This is a genomic window from Thermodesulfobium acidiphilum (assembly GCF_003057965.1).
Taxonomy (GTDB): domain Bacteria; phylum Thermodesulfobiota; class Thermodesulfobiia; order Thermodesulfobiales; family Thermodesulfobiaceae; genus Thermodesulfobium; species Thermodesulfobium acidiphilum.
In genome coordinates this window covers 69,619-87,782 of record NZ_CP020921.1, presented here as the reverse complement: position 1 = coordinate 87,782, position 18,164 = coordinate 69,619, and the positions used below count along the sequence as shown (strand labels likewise).

Sequence of the window (18,164 nt, the reverse complement as noted above, 5' to 3'; positions counted from 1 at the left end):
ATTTTACTCTTTAGCCATATTCTTTAAAATTATATCGATAACGATCGAGAAAACTGCGAGCAAAAGAAAGACTAAAAATCCTTCTCGATAACCCTCTAAACCATTCTTTGCAACAAAAGCACCAAGTAAAGGCGGTATTACAAAGCCGCCGAAAGCGCCCAATCCGCCAACCCATCCAGAAGCACCTCCTACTGCGTTTGAGACCATTCTTGGTACCAATTTAAATACAGCAGCGTTGTTCATTCCCATACCTACTGCCATAATAATCATAGACAATACACAAAAATCAATATTCCTAATAAATAATATTCCAAAAGAACCCACTGCCATAAGGACAAGCGAAATTATAGATGTATTTATGCCGCCAATCTTGTCTGCAATAACTCCGCCGAATATCCTTATAGCAGAGGTAAGTATAGAATATGTTGCAGTTAGTGACCCTGCTACAAAGAGGCTTACCTTAAAGTACTGCGTCCAATAAGTAGGAAACCAGGCTGTTAAGGCCATAAAACCACCAAATGTGGTAAAGTAAAGAATTACGAGTAGCCAGGTTCTTAAAGTTTTTGCAGACAATTTCAAACTATCTATCAAACTCTTAGCAGGACAAATCTCCTGTCCACAACTTTGGGCAAATTCCATTGCCTTTTCTCTACTGTGTCCCATTTTTAACATCTGAAAGTAATATGAGTCTTTTCCCAATATAAAGTAAAGTACTGTACCAAATATTAGTAATCCGAGCCATATAAAATATGAATTGATTATCCCGAGATTTACAAGACTAATTGGTAGCAAAAATGAAAATATTCCTGGAGCCAGGTTTCCTATTCCAGCATAAGTCCCCAACGCGAAACCTTGCTTTTTTTGCGGAAACCAATACGAGACTTGAGATATACCCACAGAAAAGGTTGCAATCCCGCAGCCACTTAGTAGTCCAAAAAACAGTGTTAGATAATAAAACAGAATCTTATTTTGACTGGCATAAGATGGATTTTTAAAGATAAAGTAAACAAGCCCGGAAAGACCAATAAGTCCAAATATTGCAATAACCATCAAAGTCAAAAAGGGCTTTCTCCCTCCAACAGAGTCAACCCAGGCAGAAAAAGGTATCCTGAGAATTGACCCCGAAAGAGCTGGCATTGCAACCAAAAGACCAAGCATTTGAGGAGAAAGTCCAAGAATATCCTTAAACTTTATAGCTGTAGGCCCAAAGAGAGCAACAGCCGCAAATCCAAAGAAAAATCCAAGCGTCGCTCCAAATAGACCCTGGCTAGGTGAACCCTTAACTAATACGTTTTCACCTGTCATCTTTACCCTCCAAAATCATTTTTTGGAAATCCTACGATGCCCTTTTTCACATAGTTATCATCATAGTTTTCCTTGTGAAGAGTCGGTATAACAAACCTATCAGAGTAATCAGCAATGGCAAGAAGCTTATACAGATATTCTGCCTGGCTAACAGTAAGATTGGATTTTTCGAGGGAATCTGTGTTATTGTCCTTGTAAAGAATCTTATTTCTGTTGTATATCCTTATTGCCAGCAATTTATTCAAGGCTTCAAGTATTAGGCTTTCATCCCCTGCAGTTAACATATTTGCCAAAAATTTTGCAGGGATTCTCAATTTCGAGACATCGGGCAAAACGTCTTCATCCGATTCTGAGATTAGTCCTGACTGTATGGGTGAAAGTGGTGGAATATAATAAACCATTGGCAGAGTCCTAAACTCGGGATGAAGCGGAAAAGCTATCTTAAATTCCTTTATCATCTTGTAAACAGGCGAAATTTTTGCAGCGTCTAAAAAGTTTTCTGGCACGCCGTCCTCTATGGCTTTTGATATAACTTCTTTATCATTTGGATCGAGTATTATCGAGAGCTGACTTCTATAAAGTTCTTTTTCATCACAGCCTGCAGCCTCTTTTATTCTGTCCCTATCGTACAATAAAACGCCGATATATCTAATTCGCCCCACACAACTCTCAGAACATACAGTAGGCTTTCCTACTTCCAAACGTGGAAAACAAAGTATACACTTCTCAGATTTTCCGCTCTTGTAGTTATAGTAAATCTTCTTATAAGGACAGGCGCTAACACACATTCTAAATCCCCTGCATTTATTTTGATCAATTAGTACTATGCCGTCTTCATCTCTTTTGTAAATTGCACCAGATGGACAGGAAGCAACGCAAGCAGGATTAAGACAGTGTTCGCAAAGCCTTGGCAAATACATCATAAATGTGTTTTCAAACGATGAATACAAGGACGAATCAATATCCTTAAAGTTATAGTCTTTCGACCTGCTCTCAAAGGTGGTACCAAGGTCATCTTCCCAGTTAGCTCCCCACTTTATATCGATCTCTTTATGGGTAATAGCTGATACAGGCTTCAGAGTTGGGAAGGCATCTTCTTCGGAATTCTTAAGATAAGAATAGTCAAATGTAAAGGGCTCTGAATAATCTTCAATTGTAGGAAGGTTTGGGTTTGAGAATATATTTAACAATGCATTTAGCTTTGATCCAGACTTTAACTTAAGATTTTTCCCCGAAAGCTCCCAGCCTCCTTTGTATCTATTTTGAGTCTCCCAATTTTTTGGAAATCCAATGCCTGGCTTTGTTTCAACATTGTTAAACCATGCATACTCTAAACCAGATCTTTGTGCCCAGACGTTCTTACAGGTGACAGAACAGGCATGGCATCCAATACACTTGTCAAGATTTAGCACCATTGCAAGCTGTGCCCTTACCTTCATAAGGCATCACCCCCTTCTCTTTTCTGAGTCCAGATAACCTTATTTAGTTTTCTCACAATCACGAAGTCATCCCTATTCGAACCAATCGTGCCATAATAATTAAAGAAATAGGAGAGCTGAGCATATCCACCGATCATATGCAAAGGATTTAGTAATATCTTTATCAAGCTGTTATGCACGCCACCCCTGGCTGATGTCCTCTCCGAGATAGGATTGTTTATAATCTTGTCCTGAGCGTGATACATAATTACCATTCCACTTGGTATGCGCTGTGAGAGAACAGCTCTGGCTACGACAGTCCCATTTCTGTTGTATAAAGTCACCCAATCATTATCTTCTAACCCAATTGATTTTGCATCAGCCTCGCTCAACCATACGTGAGGCCCGCCCCTTGAGAGGTTTTGCATAATCTGGAGATCAATAAATGTGGTATGAATGCCAAACTTTTGGTGTGCAGTGCAAAACTTTAACGTTATGCAGTTCTCATCAAGTTTGATCTTATCGGTAGAAAGAATATTAACTGGCGCTTTATATATTGCAAAATTTTCGCCAAAGTCTCTCATCCATCTGTGATCCTGGTATATCTCTATCCTGCCAGAAAGGGTGCGCCATGGAATTAACTCGTGAACGTTTAAATAGTTTGCGCTGTATGGAACCTCTTTTGACTCAATTCCGCTCCAGCAAGGTGAGGTGATAGTTCTCCTTGGCTGGATCTGAAGGTCTCTAAATCTTAGAACATAATCCTTTGGTGGCAAAACTTTTGAATGATCTCTCCCAGTCTTTTTCGAAATGTTTTCCCACGCCTTAAACGAAACGCTTGAATTTGTCTCAGGGCTAAGACACATTATTGCTTCACAAACGCTCCTTGCTGAAGAGATACTAACTAAACCATTATTTTCTGAATTAATAGATCTTAAGTCATTAAGTTCTTCACTGCAAAACCAGGACACCCCTTTTGCGCCAATTCCTAATTTTTCGACAAGGGGTCCAATGGACGTATACTGTTTATAAACATTGGGATAGTCTCTCTCTACCTGAGTGATGCCAGGAAACGTCTTGCCTGGTAAGATATCACACTCTCCCAATTTCCAATCTTTCACTTCAGTTGGCTGACCTAATTCAGATGGCGTATCGTGTAAAAGCGGAGAAAGAACAGTATCGGTTCTTTTCCCCAAATTGTCCTTAGCGAGTTCAGAAAACTTCTTTGAAATCGCCTTGAAGATCTCATAGTCAGTTTTGGACTCCCACAATGGATCTACCGCCTGTGAAAAGGGATGAATAAATGGGTGCATATCAGTAGTGCTTATATCTTCTTTCTCGTACCACGTAGCTGAGGGCAATACTATATCGGAATACAGACAAGTCGTGCTCATTCTGAAATCGATAGTTACCAATAGATCCAGCTTGCCAATAACTGGTTCTCTTACTTTTATTTCTTTAAGATCGCTTAAGTCTGACTCCTCTTCTATCAGCCCAGATTTTGCGCCTAAGAGATATTTTATAAAATACTCGTGCCCTTTTGAGCTTGCACCCATTATATTCGATCTCCAAACAAACATATTTCTTGGATAATTTTTCTCATCTTCTGGATCTTGATAGGAAAATAGGATGTTTCCCTTTTTAACTTCATCAGAAATATATTCTGATATGTTTATTCCCTTTGCCTTTGCAAGATCCGATATATCCAGAGGACTTATATTTAAATATGGCGCAGCTGGAAGCCAGCCAAGTCTTATGGCCTTTACATTAAGATCAAATGGGTGAGAGCTATACGCATCCTTTTTAGCGATAGGAGAAAGTAAATCATCAACCTTCAAGGTTTCATATCTATACTGATCAGTGTGGACATAGAAAAAGGAGGTCGAGTTTACATGTCTTGGGGGTCTATACCAGTCAAGCGCAAATGCAAAGGTTGACCAGCCTGCAAGCGGCCTGACTTTCTCTTGTCCCACATAGTGGGCCCAACCACCGCCAGATTGCCCAATGCAACCACACATTGTAAGTAGATTTATAGCCGCCCTATAGATAGTATCAGTATAGTAGTAGTGATTGACTCCTGCACCTATTATTATCATTGACTTTCCTCTTGTGAGAAGTGCATTCTCTGCAAATTCGCGGGCAATCTTTATTACAATTTCTTTCTTTACACCTGTTATCTTCTCCTGCCACGCTGGGGTATAACAATTGAGATCGTTATAGCTCTTTGCAACGTTTTCATCACCCAATCCTCTATCAATCCCATAGTGAGCTACAAGTAAGTCAAATACAGTTGAGACGTAAAATTCTTTGGAGTCTATGATTATCTTCTTTGCAGGAACTTTTCTTACGATTACTTCTTTAGTCCCTCCGAAATATGGGTACAAAACTTTTGCATCAATATCTCTAAAATCAATCAAGCTAAGCTCTGGATTTATTTCTTTTCCAGTTAAAGAATCTCTTAACTCAAGATTCCACTTTCCATTTTCCTGGTATCTAAAACCTATACTGCCATTTGGTGTACATATACCAATCTTTTTATCAAATATAACAGTTTTCCATTCATCAAATTTTTCTCTACCACCAAGATCGCTCGATCTAAGAAATCTTCCAGGTTTAAAAAAATCACCTTCCTTTTCAAGCATTACCAAGCAAGGCATATCTGAAAACTGCTTGCAATAAGACTCAAAGTAATCGCTTCTTTTGTCAATAAAAAATTCTTTTAATACAACGTGTCCCATGGCCATCCCCAAAGCAGCATCACTTCCTGGTTTTGGGCTGAGCCAAACGTCTGCAAATTTACACGCTTCACTGAAATCGGGGGATATAACCACAGTCTTTGTCCCCTTATACCTGGTTTCTGTGAAAAAGTGTGCATCAGGCCTTCTGGTTTGAGGAACGTTTGACCCCCACAAAAGAAGATAGGTAGAATTGTACCAATCTGCCGACTTTGGAACGTCTGTCTGATCCCCAAACATCTGGGGAGAAGAGGGAGGCAGATCGCAATACCAGTCATAAAAACTTAATATTGCTCCACCTATCAAAGAAAGGTATCTAGTGCCCGATGCATAACTGACCATCGACTTAGCAGGGATAGGACTAAAGCCGACTACCCTATCTGGTCCATATTTTTTTATGGTATATATGTTTGCTGCAGAAATTATCTCAACCGCCTCATCAAAAGAAATTCTTATAAAAGAGCCACAGCCCCTCTTTTTTTTATATAGAGAAGAACTTTTCACAATCTCCCCCCATGCGTTTACAGGATCAAGATCCTTTCTCTTTTCTTTGTAAAGCTCATATAGAGATCTTCTTATCATTGGATACTTTATCCTGTGAGGGCTGTATTCATACCAGGAATAGCTGGCTCCACAGGGACATCCTCTGGGCTCGTATTCAGGAAGGCCATCCTGGGTAGATGGGTAATCGTTTTGCTGAATTTCATAGGTGATGATTCCCTCTTTTACAAAAATCTGCCAGCTGCAGGAACCGGTGCAGTTCACCCCATGTGTAGATCTAACTACTTTGTCATAAGAAAATCTTTTTCTGTAGCCATCTTCAGCCGAACATGGTTCTTTTTTCTCTTCTATCCAATTATCCAATTCATACCCCACCTTTCAAAAGATCTTCACCCGCATTCACTTTTTTTACATTATAAAGGTTTAGCCTTAAAAAATAATTGACTTAAATCAAGAAAATCAAAATCCTGAGTGATGATGCAATAACAGTATTAACTAAATCATAATAAATTATATAATTTTTTTAAGGAGGACAAACAATGTAAGCAGAAGGAAAGGTTTTAATTCTTTGAAATTTACTCAATCTTAATTGTCTTGAAAATTCTAAAAGTCTTAAAAATAAATTTTTATAAATAAGTTGTCAAATTTCACCAAATTATGATATTTTGCTTTAGACTAACCAATGGGGATAATATCATTTGGCTGATTTCTTAGAGGATGCAAGGGGCGTTAAGGATGCACATGAGAAGTTCTTTAAGATGGTTTTTTCAAATGAATTTGGATACAAGAACTTTTATAGGCAGGTTCTTTCCAAAAGATATTAGAAAACACATTGATTTAGATTCTGTAAAGCTAATAGACAACAAAAAGCTGACAAAGGGATACAAGAAGTATCAGTTAGATCTATCCTTTGATTGCAAGTTCAATGGAAAAAAAGTCTAAATTTTATCTGATATTTGAACATAAATCAGGCTTAGATAAATTTGTACTTCTTCAGATACTAAGCTATATGGTAGTGACACGGGAGGCAAATCTAAAACAAAATAAGGACTTGATACCTATAATTCCTATAATCTTCTATCAAGGAAAAGAGAAGTGGAACATGTCAAATGAGTTTTCAGATCAATTTAAATCAATAGAATCAGATCTTTAAGCTTGCAGCTTTAAAGTACTGTAAAGATAATTACGAAGAATTGAAAAAAATATTTGCATTGGTGTATCATATTATTAAAAAGCAAGGTTAAAAGTATTACAGATAGAGAGAGACTAAAAAATATAATGAAGGCTATGTTTAAGATTAACAGCATAAGCAAGCTTGAAGAGTTGCTATAAATTCAAAGAATCGATCTCTTATTAACTTACACCAAAAAACAAAAATATTACTCACTTTTTAGCAATAAATAAAAAGTTTAAATGCTTTTAAGTGTTAACGATTATTGAGATTTTTATTTGCTCTAACTGTCAAAGATGAGAGTATATAATTTTTTAAGGAGTTTAACAATGCAATCAGAAAAAAGAGTCTCGTTTGATAATATATCTAATCTTCTCACCCCTATCAGGTTAATTTTAGGTTGGCAATTTTTCAGCGCATTTTTAAGAAGGACGTTAAACGATCCAGAAAAACTCGATCCAAATTCACCAGCATATATAGGACATGCATTCAATCACTTTTTGCCGCATGCGCTGTTTATTAAACCGATGATAGAGTTTTTAATTACCCATGTTCATTTGCTTTACATTTTCTTACTTACCTTTACTATTATTGAAGGTTTGGTAGGTATCGGGTTAATTTTAGGCCTGTTAACAAGGCTGTCTGCTCTCGGAGCAGCTCTATTGTCGTTTGGCATACTCCTGGGTTCTGGCTGGCTGGGTTCAACTTGTGTTGACGAGTGGCAAATAGGCATTGCAGGAATTGGCTCTGGAATAGTTGTTATGTGTTTTGGAGGCGGACAATTTTCTATAGACTACCTTCTCTTCAGAAAAAGAACTTCAAAAATTCTAAAGTTACTTACATCAGGTCCATTAGATTTAAACAGTGCTCAGATAAGAAATATTGCATTAATTTTTAGTCTGGTTGCAGTTTCTATAACTCTTTTTACATATCAAGCGCTGCACAATGGCTTATATGGTAAACTCTACAATCTCTCAAAAGTGCCGAAAATAGAAATCTTAAGCGCAAATTTATACAACAACGGGTCTTTGAAATTGCTTATTTATAGAGTTGATGGGCCAGATACATACGGGGCGTTTGTTAGACAAATTATTGTATCTGATGATTCTGGCAATATCGTTGAAACTTTCGATCCAAATGAAACAAGTGTTGACAGCTCAAAGATTAAAAACTTTTACTTAAATAAAGTAGAGCCCAATAAATATAGTTTAGTAGTACCCCTTGGAGCTAAAGCCGAAGTAGAATTTTTGCCAAATCACAATATAGAGCTTAAAAAGGGAAAATACAAAGTAGAATTGATTGATATAAGCGGTCTAAAGTGGACGAAAGATGTGAACGTAAATTGAGAGTTTGAAATACTTTCTAAATTGTAAATTTATTTAAGGAGAAAATTTGAATAAAATAAAGCCATTGAAAGTCCTGCACACGTCTGATTGGCACATTGGAGACACCATTTGTTCAAAGAAGAGATATGACGAGTTTGAAGTTGCTTTAAATTGGCTATATAGCGTAATAGAAGAAAAAGATGTTGACATAGTGCTCATATCCGGAGATATCTTTAACACAAGTACTCCAAGCAGTCAAGCACAGGAGCTCTATTATAGATTTCTACACAATATAACCCGTTCAAAATGCAAGCACGTTGTGATCACTGCTGGCAATCACGATTCTCCAACCTTTTTATCAGCGCCAAAAGAGATATTAAAGGCATTAAACGTTCACGTAATAGGATCAATATCTGACAGGTTAGAAGACGAAGTTATAGTTTTAAAAGATAATGAAAACAAACCCATACTAATAGTCTGTGCAGTGCCATATTTAAGAGAAAGGGATATAAGATTTTCTGAAGAAGAAGACACCACTGAAAGAGAGATGAAAATTATCAATGCTATCAAAAAGCACTATGATGACGTCTTTGATGTTGCAAAGAACAAAAAGAACGAGTTGGGGCTGGATGTTCCAATAATTGTAATGGGGCACTTATTTTTAAATTCAGCAAAGTTAGAAGATAACGATGGGATAAGAGATCTTTATGTTGGATCGTTGTGCCAGATACCAGTAGAATTTTTGCCGCAAAAAGCCGATTATATCGCCCTCGGTCACCTTCATTCGCCTCAAAGTGTTGGTAAAAATGAAAAAATTAGATATTCTGGTTCTTTGTTGCCAATGAATTTTAAACCATATGAGCAGAAAAAAGTAGTATTCCTCGCTCAATTTTATAATGAAGTTTTAAACGTAGAAAGTGTAGAAGTGCCAAGAAAAAAAGAATTAATCTCCTTAAGCGGTTCATTTGAGGAAATAAAACAAAAAATTGAAATTTTATTATCAACTGATAAAGAATATTATCTAGAAGTAATTTATACAGGCGAAGAAATAGTGCCGAACTTAAAGGAACAAATAGAGTATTTACCTAGATCAAATAAAATAGAGATACTAAAAATTAAAAATAACAGGCTACAGAAGGCTTCAGAAGATAATTCTGAAATTATAGATGAAGACCTAAGCTTAGATTTGTTTTCAATCTTTGAAAGGTGCCTGGAGGAAAACTTAATATCAGAAGAACAAAGAGTTGAATTGAGAGGTGCCTTTAGAGAAATCCTAAAATCTATGAGCGAAAAGGACTTACTAAATGAAGATTCTTAAAATAAGGCTAAAGAATATAAATTCACTTTACAACGAATGGACTATAGACTTTACCCATCCTGAATTCACATCAAATTCTATATTTTTAATTACTGGGCAAACTGGCGCTGGAAAATCTACTATATTGGATGCCATTTCGCTTGCTTTATACGGTAGAACTCCAAGACTAGGCAAAATCTCCAAAAATAATAACGAGTTAATGTCAAGAAACACTGATGAATGCTTTTCTGAGGTTACTTTCGAAACACAAAAGGGATTGTATAAAGCCCTATGGTGGCAAAAAAGAACCAAAGAGTTACAACATCCAAAAAGAGAGTTACAAGAGGTTAAAGAAAACAAAATCATAGAAACAGGAACAAACAAAGTAGAAGAAAAAATAATTGAACTTACAGGGATGACATACGATCAGTTTACAAGGTCTATCCTTCTGGCACAGGGTGACTTTGCATCTTTTTTAAAAGCCAATTATGATGAAAGATCAGCAATTCTTGAACAAATCACTGGTACACAGATTTACAGTGAGGTATCTATAATGGTTTACGAAAAAAGAAAGACAGAAAGAGAACAGTTAAGTTTAATAAAAAAAGAACTTGAAACTCTTAGAATATTAAGCCCCGAAGAAGAAGGAGAACTAAGACTTCAGCAAGATTCTTATACCCTACGAGAAAAGATTTGTAATGAAGAACTCGAAAAATTAAGTGAAAGGTTTAACGCTAAAAAGAAGGAAAAGGATATATCAATCGAAATAAAAATGTTAGAAAAAAACCTTTTAGACATAAACAAAAAGCTTTCAGATGGTAATCAACAAAAATTAAAACTAGAGAAAGCCAAAGAAGCAAGGAGCATCTATCCTGAATACAAAGAACTAAAGAATTTGGAAGATTCGCTAAAAGATATAAGTCGTTCTTTAGAAAAAAAAGAAGATGAAGAAAAAGGCTTAAGTAAAGATTTAGAAAATTTAAAAAAAAGTTTAGAAGAAATAAAGCTAAAAACGCAAAAATTTATAGAAAAAAAAGGGAAAATAGAACCTCTTATAAACGAGGCAAAGACAATTGACTTGAATATACAAAACTTAAATAAACAAGAAGAAATATACAAAAAATTAGTTAACGAAGTCTCGAAAAAGAAAAGGGAAATATTAAGTCAAAGTGATTTAACAAAACAAAGAATAGAAAGAATTAAAAGAGAAATAAAAGCATTTAACCTAGATTTATTAGAAAATGCTTACCTTGAGAAATTAAAAGATATCCTTCCTGATTTAAAAAGTTTTCTCGAAATGATAAAGGATTTAGAAGTCAGGCTTCTTAGTACAGAAAAAATTTTGTCATCTAAGGAGAAAGAAGAAGAAAGTCTAACCCTTGAAGTGCAAAGAGAATATGAAAAATTAGATCAAAAAACACGAGAAAAAGAAAGTATTGAATTAGAAATAACATCTATTCAAAAGGATATAGAGAACTTGCTTTCATATAAAGACATCAACGAGATAAAAAAGGCACTCGACAGGGAAAAAACAAAAAAACCATATCTTGAAATATTAGAAAGCATAGATCTAGATATCAAAGAAAGGTATGCTGAATTTGAATCTTTAACAACAGAAAGGGAAAGATTAGAAAGGGAAAGAGAGCAAAAGGAATACGAAAAGAAATTAATTGAAGATTTTTTAGAAGCGAATAAAAAGAAATTTGAAGAACTTAAACTTCTAAAAGATTTTGAAAAGACAAGAGAAATATTGGAAGAAGGCAGACCCTGTCCGGTCTGTGGATCTACTCATCATCCTTACAAACAAATGGATAATACCCTAATCGATTACTCTCTAATTGAAGAGTATAACAACAAGTCAGAAAATATAAAAAAGCTCAAAGATGATATCTCTGAAATAAGTACCAAAATTAGTTTGCAAGAAAATAAACTTCAAAACAATGCTATTCAAATAAAAAGGTTGCTAAGCGCCAAAAATGAGTCTCTTAAAAAGATTGAAGGAATTGAAAAAAAATTTGACTACCATGTGAACATTACAGCCCTAAATACAGAAATTGAAAAAAATGAAATCGAAATAAATAATTTAGCCAGTCTAATTGAAAGATATGAGGCTTTAGAAAATAATATAAATAAAAAGAATAAAGAACTTTTATCTTTAAAAGAAGATATCAGCTCGCTAAAAAATATTATTAATTCTAAAGAGCAAAAACTCAACATCATAAAGGCTGAGGTCTCAAATTTACAAGCCACAAGGGAAGAATTGAATAGTCAAAAGCATTCTCAAGAAAAAAATATTTCATGTATTTTGCAAAAAATTGGCATTAAAACAGTTTATCCCAAAGAGATAAATAACCTATACTTAGATCTCAAAAAAAGATATGAAGAGTTTTTAAAAGTTAAAGAATTTCATATAAAATATCACTCAGACCTAGAAAATGAAGAAAAAAATTTAAACAAATTACAGTTTGATTTAGAAAATATTGAAGAAGAAATTAAAAAATATCAAGAAGAATTCAATAAAATTACTTCAGATATAAAAAATTTAGAAGAAAAAAGATACAAAACTCTTAGAAATTACGATACCGATCTATGCGAAAAAAAATTAAGGGAAATTAAAGAAGGCTTAGAAAAAAGGTTGCAAGATAATCAAAGTGCCCTCAACAACCTAGAAAATACCAGATCGTTTCTAAACGGAGAAATTGAAAATACAAAGAAGAAAAAGCTTGAAATGGAAGAATTGTATAAGCTTAAAAAATATGAATTTGAGAGTCTCTTAAGAGAACATAATTTTATAGATATAGAAAATTTCGAAGCGTCACTAATTTCGGATGAAGAGATTGCGATTATATCCAAGGAGCTTAAAGCTATAGAGATAGAAAGGGAGTTACTTGATTCAAAGGTATCTGAAAAGAGAAGGGAGCTAGAGCAAATAAAAGAGCTAATTGGAAAAAACAACCAAACTCTGGAAGAAACGTTTAAAGACTTAGAGTTTCAAAGGGAAAAAGTAAAAAATATCAGAGAAAATATTGGAATGTTGAAGCAAAAATTAAGTGCAAATAACGAAGTAAAAGAAAAATATAACAAATTAATAAAAGAAATAGAAATGAAGGAAAAAAATTTAAAAAAGTATGATATATTATATGATCTTATCGGATCATCCGATGGAAAAAAATTTAGGAGCTTTGCTCAGGAAATCACATTTGACATATTGATAAAACACGCAAACAGGCACTTAAAAAGAATTAGTGATAGATATATTCTTACAAAGGATAAAAAAGAGAGGCTTTGTTTTTCCGTAATAGATAACTACCAAGCAGGAGAAATTAGAAGCACAAAAAATTTATCTGGTGGAGAAAGCTTCATTGTAAGCCTTGCCCTAGCGCTTGGTCTATCTTCTATGTCAAGCAAAAATGTCAGAGTAGATTCACTGTTTCTCGACGAGGGCTTTGGTACATTAGACGAGGAAACCTTAGAAACAGCGCTTAATGCAATATCTAATTTAAATCAAGAAAACAAGACAATAGGAATAATATCCCACCTTACATATATACAGGAAAGAATTGCTACTCAAATAAAAGTTATATCAAAACCTGGCGGGAAAAGTATAATTGTAGGCCCTGGAGTTAGTAAATCCTGAGTAAAAATACAATCAAGTATTAATATTTTTAAAGGAGTCAATTAAATTTTGGAAAGCATTCATGTTTCAGAGAAAAAAAAGATATATATACCAGAATTATTATCCCCTGCTGGAAATTTTGACACTTTAAAGGCTGCTATATTTGCTGGGGCTGACGCAGTATATTTTGGCGCAAAGAATTTTTCAGCAAGAAGCAGTGCAAAAAATTTTGATTACGAAGAGATTAAAAGTGCAGTTCAATTCGCTCATGAAAGAAACGTAAAATGTTATATAACAGTCAATACCCTAATAAAAGACAGCGAATTCTATGAGTGCATGAAATTAATTGAGCAACTATACAATCTCAAGGTGGATGCAATAATTGTTCAAGACTTTGGATTAATATACCGGATTAGGAAAGAGTTTCCAGATTTAGAAATTCACGCAAGCACACAAGCTACAACTACATCCTTATACGGAGCGAAATTTTTAAAGAATTTGGGCGTTTCTAGGGTTATACTTGCAAGAGAATTATCCCTATCTGAAATTTCTGAAATTGCCGAAGTTATAGATACAGAGATATTTATTCACGGAGCACTTTGTTACTCGTACTCTGGGCAATGTCTTATGAGTAGCTTAATAGGGGCAAGATCTGGCAACAGAGGCAAGTGTGCACAACCGTGCAGAATGGAGTATTCTCTTCTAAAAGGCGAGAATCTGATCGAAAAAGGATATCTTCTTTCCATGAAAGATCTGTGCCTTTATCCAATACTGTCAGAAATTGTTAAAACTAAGATAAAATCCTTAAAAATAGAGGGAAGACTAAAATCAAGGATATACGTTGCAAACGTTACTAGAATATACAGAAATGCTTTGGATTTTATAAAAGATACATATTTATCTGGAAATAAAGAAATATTCGAACCTTCAAGAAGTGATTTAGATGATTTGGCAGAATGCTTTAATAGAACTTTTACCACTTACAATATAAAAGCACCTGTACATCAAAGAAAGTATTCTCAGATAAAATTAATAAAAAACAAAGAAAATACTTTTATGGACAGCTCAAGACCTAACAACAGAGGCTTGTTTATAGGAAGGGTAATTATTTCAGAAAACAAATTGTGCTTTGAACCCTTGAGGGAGTGCAAGGCAAATGACTGCTTTGTGATATTTTCTTCTCACGGCAATATAACGCTTGAGTCAAATGATTTTTTTATACAAGGCAATAAAGTTTTTATATCAAATCACCATATCATGTCAAAGGTACGCGAAGGAGATAGAGTTTTCAGAGTAAGGGCCAGCATCCTCGAAGAAAGGGCCAATGAAATATTTCGACGCTCAATTAAGAGATATCAGGTAAAGGTTCGCATAGAACTAGATTCAGACAAAATTATCGTAGAAGCTGACAACAAACAAAAGAAATTTATAAAAAAAACAGGTTTAGAAATTGCAAAAAAATATCCTACTACGAAAGAAATACTATCTGAAAAAATAAATACTCAAGACCACCCATTTTCTTTTGAAATAAACCTTGAAAATAAGAAAAATTTAATGTTACCCTTAAGTATTATAAAAGAGATTAAGAAATTTCTTTTGGAAAAAGAAATAGAGCAAAACAAAGAAAGAGAATTTTATCTTGAGAAACTAATTAAAAATAAACCAAAAAAAATAGGTATTAATTCTAATTTTATCTTTAGAGTGTCTTCCATAAAAGACCTTAAAATAGCTTTAGAAAATGGAGCAAAAACAATTATATTTGGGCCAGAAGGATATAAAGAAAAATTTCCTTACACGCCAGAAATTTTTACAGAAGCAAAAAAGATGATCGAAGATGCAAGAGGACAAATGATAATCTCAACCCCAAGAATTATAAGAAAAGAATTTGAACTCATAGCTGAGATTATAAAAAAACAAGAAAAACCAATTATTTTGGTGACAAATACAGCCATGCTTGATTTCGTTCTTTCAGAAGGGATAAGCTTTGTAGTAGATCATTCTCTAAATGTTTTTAATTCCTATGCGCTAGAATTAATAAGCAATTTAGGAGCATCTATGGTGCATGTCTCAAATGAATTGAATTTTGATGAAATTTCAAATCTAAAAACTAATATGCCTATTGAAATTACTGCTTATGGCAATCTGGAAATGATGATTTCAGAAGGCTGTGTGTTGTTTTCAAAGAGTCAGTGTTCACCTTTGTGTAAAGATAGAGATTTCTACCTTAAAGACAACAAGGTTAAATATCCAGTTTTCATAGACGAAAGCTGCAGAACTCACATATTAAACGCTCATACCCAAAATTTAATTAACGAGAAAAATATCCTTTTAGATTTGAACCTTAAACTAAGAATCGATCTGAGGGCAACAAATGAAAATCTTATACCAAAAGTCGTTAGAACCTTTTTGAACGAATCTAAAAAACCCAATTTTCCTAATTTCAGTTTAGATGACAAAGAAAAACTTTACTTTACAAAAGGACATATTTTTAGAGGCGTAGAGTAAATGAAACTTCCATTGTGGCAGATTATACTTAGACTTTTTTGGTTTATTTTGTTTGGGCTCCTTCTTTACTTTTTGCTTGGGATAATAGTTTACTTTGTCTTTAATATTATTTTCAAACACGCTTAAGGAGGATAAGTAAGATGTTGGAAAAGGTTGATTTAAATAAATTTCTAGACAAAGAAGAGTACAAAAAGGAGTTCGACAGCCTTAGTATAGAATTAGGCGCTCTTCAAAGAGAGGCTAGAGATTTGAAGCTGCCAATAATTGTAGTTTTTGATGGTTTTGAGGCTGCAGGAAAGGGTACTTTAATAAATAAGTTAATGCTTCCACTTGATCCAAGAGGATATGACGTAATAAAAAGATTTGAGTGCCCATCTGAAACTGAAAATAGACCATATTTTTACAAATTCTGGAAAACTATTCCAAAGAGAGGAGATATAAGCATTGTAAACGAGAGCTGGTACAAGGCTCTATTAGCAGATAGAGTTTTAAAAAAAACGCCCCCTGAGATTACAGAATATCTTTTAGATGAAGTTTTGTCCTTCGAGGGTCAACTTGTTTCAGATGGTTATCTGATAGTAAAATTTTTTCTATATATTTCGAAAGAAGAACAAAAAGATAGACTGAAAAAGTTGAAAAAGAATAAAGATGAATCCTGGAGAGTAACTGATGATGTTCTCAAATTACACAAAAAATACAAAAAGTTTCTTGATACAGCAGAAGCAGTTTTTGAAAAAACTGATACAGCTTTTGCTCCATGGACGATAATTGAATCTACAGATAAGCATTATGCCACAATAAAAATATTTAAAATTCTTATTGAAGCAATAAATTTTAAAATCAAAACAATTAAAGAAAGAGGTGAATTGCCAGCCCTTGAAAGCTTTTACCCTGTAAACGAGTTGAGCGCTCTTTCTCAAATAGATCTAAACAAATCTCTGACTTACGAAGAATATATTGAAAAACTCCATTTGCTTCAAAAACAAATACATGAGCTTCAATATAGATTGTGGAAAGAAAAAATCCCTGTAATCGTTGCCTTTGAGGGATGGGACGCAGCGGGGAAGGGAGGGAGCATAAAAAGGCTTACCGAAGCAATGGATCCAAGGGGGTATACTGTAATTCCAATAGGCGCCCCAAATGAGTACGAATTGGCACACCATTATCTGTGGAGGTTCTGGCAAAACGTGCCAGAAAGGGGAAATATCGCCATATTTGATAGAACGTGGTACGGCAGAGTCCTTGTAGAAAGAGTAGAAAAGCTCTGCAACGATTTTGAATGGCAAAGGGCGTATGAGGAAATAAAACAAATGGAAAAACAGTTCACAAATTTTGGTATAATTCTTCTAAAATTCTGGCTTCATATAGACAAACAAACTCAACTGGAAAGGTTCGAAGAAAGAGAAAAAAATCCCTTCAAACACTGGAAAATAACAGAAGACGATTGGAGAAACAGAAGCAAATGGGATGATTATCTCCCTGCTGTAGAAGAAATGCTAATTAGAACTAGCACAGAAGAAGTTCCATGGCACATAATAGAGGCAAACGACAAGTACTTTGCAAGAATAAAGGTTTTAGAAACCTTTACCAACAAAATAAAAGAAAAGTTAAAACAATTTAATTAACGAAAACTTCGCAAAGGGCTTAATTATCTTACTTTTAGCCCTTCGTCAATGTTTTTTATAAAAACGGTCTTTCTATCCAAATGCAAATTACGTGCTATTTGAGATATATTCTTGCCTAAGTCAAACATGCTCTTTACTGAATAGTACATACAAATCTCCTTCATATTTTTACCTCCTAACATAGGAGGTATTTTATATTTTATTGTTGGGAATTTAAACGCTCCCTACCTGGGGATTTTATAGTACCATTAACAATTAGATGATACCAAACGGTCCAGATAACCCTAGTATTCCTGAAGGAATTTATAGTGTCATTAACAATTAGAGGTATATCCAGAAAACTTTTCTATTGCTCCAACCTGTTCATAGCTAAGAGTTATCCTATTGTCAAAGTGAAGCAATCTATTTTGTTTGTCGTTACCGCTTAGTATAGCCCAGCTTACGCCAAGCTCTTTATCCGTTATATCCTCAACTCCTGCCCATCTGAAGATAACCTTTTCAAAGTTATCCTATTGCACTATTTGGATCCATACCGTCTGAAATTCTATTTTCAGCTTTTTCAGCTGTCAGTGCCCCATCGTCAAGCAAAAATTTACCTTTTAATATATTAGTTAGTAATCTCGCATCTATTTTTTCCGTTGATTCCATTCTTACCTCTTTCAGAGT

Annotated in this window: 12 protein-coding genes; 7 read left to right on the top strand and 5 right to left on the bottom strand. The window is 34.5% G+C overall.

Annotated elements, in window-relative coordinates; all coding sequences use genetic code 11:
• Positions 1-3: 3 nt before the first annotated feature.
• The 3 genes from TDSAC_RS00415 to TDSAC_RS00405 are packed head-to-tail and all read right to left on the bottom strand — an operon-like array spanning position 4 to position 6,322.
• Positions 4-1,305, bottom strand: a complete 1,302-nt coding sequence (locus TDSAC_RS00415; protein ID WP_108307797.1) for an MFS transporter — start codon at positions 1,303-1,305, stop codon at positions 4-6.
• A 2-nt stretch (positions 1,306-1,307) separates the two neighbouring features.
• On the bottom strand, positions 1,308-2,744 hold the full coding sequence (gene narH, locus TDSAC_RS00410; RefSeq protein WP_108307795.1) for a nitrate reductase subunit beta: 1,437 nt from the start codon (positions 2,742-2,744) through the stop codon (positions 1,308-1,310).
• Positions 2,741-6,322 (bottom strand): nitrate reductase subunit alpha, encoded by a 3,582-nt coding sequence (locus TDSAC_RS00405; protein ID WP_108307793.1) that lies wholly within the window; start codon positions 6,320-6,322, stop codon positions 2,741-2,743. Before TDSAC_RS00405 ends, narH begins: the two co-directional genes overlap by 4 nt.
• 372 nt (positions 6,323-6,694) lie before the next feature.
• On the opposite strand from TDSAC_RS00405, the gene TDSAC_RS00400 reads away from it, so the two are divergent.
• The 7 genes from TDSAC_RS00400 (at position 6,695) to pap (ending at position 17,498) form a co-directional block, all read left to right on the top strand.
• A complete protein-coding gene (locus TDSAC_RS00400; RefSeq protein WP_199919820.1) occupies positions 6,695-6,901 on the top strand; it encodes an Rpn family recombination-promoting nuclease/putative transposase in 207 nt (68 codons plus the stop codon).
• Positions 6,885-7,112 carry an Rpn family recombination-promoting nuclease/putative transposase gene (locus TDSAC_RS00395; RefSeq protein WP_108307787.1) on the top strand — a complete coding sequence of 76 codons (228 nt, stop codon included), beginning with the start codon at positions 6,885-6,887 and terminating at the stop codon, positions 7,110-7,112. Before TDSAC_RS00400 ends, TDSAC_RS00395 begins: the two co-directional genes overlap by 17 nt.
• Before the next feature lie 347 nt (positions 7,113-7,459).
• A complete protein-coding gene (locus TDSAC_RS00390) occupies positions 7,460-8,476 on the top strand; it encodes a TQO small subunit DoxD (RefSeq protein ID WP_199919819.1) in 1,017 nt (338 codons plus the stop codon).
• Positions 8,477-8,522: 46 nt separating this feature from the next.
• A complete protein-coding gene (locus TDSAC_RS00385) occupies positions 8,523-9,773 on the top strand; it encodes an exonuclease SbcCD subunit D C-terminal domain-containing protein (RefSeq protein WP_108307782.1) in 1,251 nt (416 codons plus the stop codon).
• Complete coding sequence (locus TDSAC_RS00380) at positions 9,760-13,389, top strand: AAA family ATPase (RefSeq protein ID WP_108307780.1); 3,630 nt, start codon at positions 9,760-9,762, stop codon at positions 13,387-13,389. The genes TDSAC_RS00385 and TDSAC_RS00380 overlap by 14 nt, the downstream gene beginning before the upstream one ends.
• 48 nt (positions 13,390-13,437) lie before the next feature.
• On the top strand, positions 13,438-15,873 hold the full coding sequence (locus TDSAC_RS00375; RefSeq protein ID WP_108307778.1) for a U32 family peptidase: 2,436 nt from the start codon (positions 13,438-13,440) through the stop codon (positions 15,871-15,873).
• 140 nt (positions 15,874-16,013) lie between these two features.
• Complete coding sequence (gene pap / locus TDSAC_RS00370; RefSeq protein ID WP_108307776.1) at positions 16,014-17,498, top strand: polyphosphate:AMP phosphotransferase; 1,485 nt, start codon at positions 16,014-16,016, stop codon at positions 17,496-17,498.
• A 23-nt stretch (positions 17,499-17,521) separates the two neighbouring features.
• Here pap and TDSAC_RS09000 read toward each other — a convergent pair whose 3' ends face one another.
• Together TDSAC_RS09000 and TDSAC_RS08995 are read right to left on the bottom strand one after the other, a co-directional pair.
• Positions 17,522-17,662: a hypothetical protein gene (locus TDSAC_RS09000; protein WP_199919818.1), complete on the bottom strand. Its 141-nt coding sequence runs from the start codon at positions 17,660-17,662 to the stop codon at positions 17,522-17,524.
• A 340-nt stretch (positions 17,663-18,002) separates the two neighbouring features.
• Positions 18,003-18,146 (bottom strand): hypothetical protein, encoded by a 144-nt coding sequence (locus TDSAC_RS08995; RefSeq protein WP_199919817.1) that lies wholly within the window; start codon positions 18,144-18,146, stop codon positions 18,003-18,005.
• Between the last annotated feature and the right edge of the window lie 18 nt (positions 18,147-18,164).

Excerpts from the sequence above, each read along its gene's own strand:
- TDSAC_RS00415 (WP_108307797.1), bottom strand. The coding sequence starts at position 1,305 with ATGACAGGTGAAAACGTATTAGTTAAGGGTTCACCTAGCCAGGGTCTA.
- narH (WP_108307795.1), bottom strand. The coding sequence starts at position 2,744 with ATGAAGGTAAGGGCACAGCTTGCAATGGTGCTAAATCTTGACAAGTGT.
- TDSAC_RS00400 (WP_199919820.1), top strand. The coding sequence starts at position 6,695 with ATGCACATGAGAAGTTCTTTAAGATGGTTTTTTCAAATGAATTTGGAT.
- TDSAC_RS00395 (WP_108307787.1), top strand. The coding sequence starts at position 6,885 with ATGGAAAAAAAGTCTAAATTTTATCTGATATTTGAACATAAATCAGGC.
- TDSAC_RS00390 (WP_199919819.1), top strand. The coding sequence starts at position 7,460 with ATGCAATCAGAAAAAAGAGTCTCGTTTGATAATATATCTAATCTTCTC.
- TDSAC_RS00380 (WP_108307780.1), top strand. The coding sequence starts at position 9,760 with ATGAAGATTCTTAAAATAAGGCTAAAGAATATAAATTCACTTTACAAC.
- pap (WP_108307776.1), top strand. The coding sequence starts at position 16,014 with ATGTTGGAAAAGGTTGATTTAAATAAATTTCTAGACAAAGAAGAGTAC.
- TDSAC_RS09000 (WP_199919818.1), bottom strand. The coding sequence starts at position 17,662 with ATGAAGGAGATTTGTATGTACTATTCAGTAAAGAGCATGTTTGACTTA.
- TDSAC_RS08995 (WP_199919817.1), bottom strand. The coding sequence starts at position 18,146 with ATGGAATCAACGGAAAAAATAGATGCGAGATTACTAACTAATATATTA.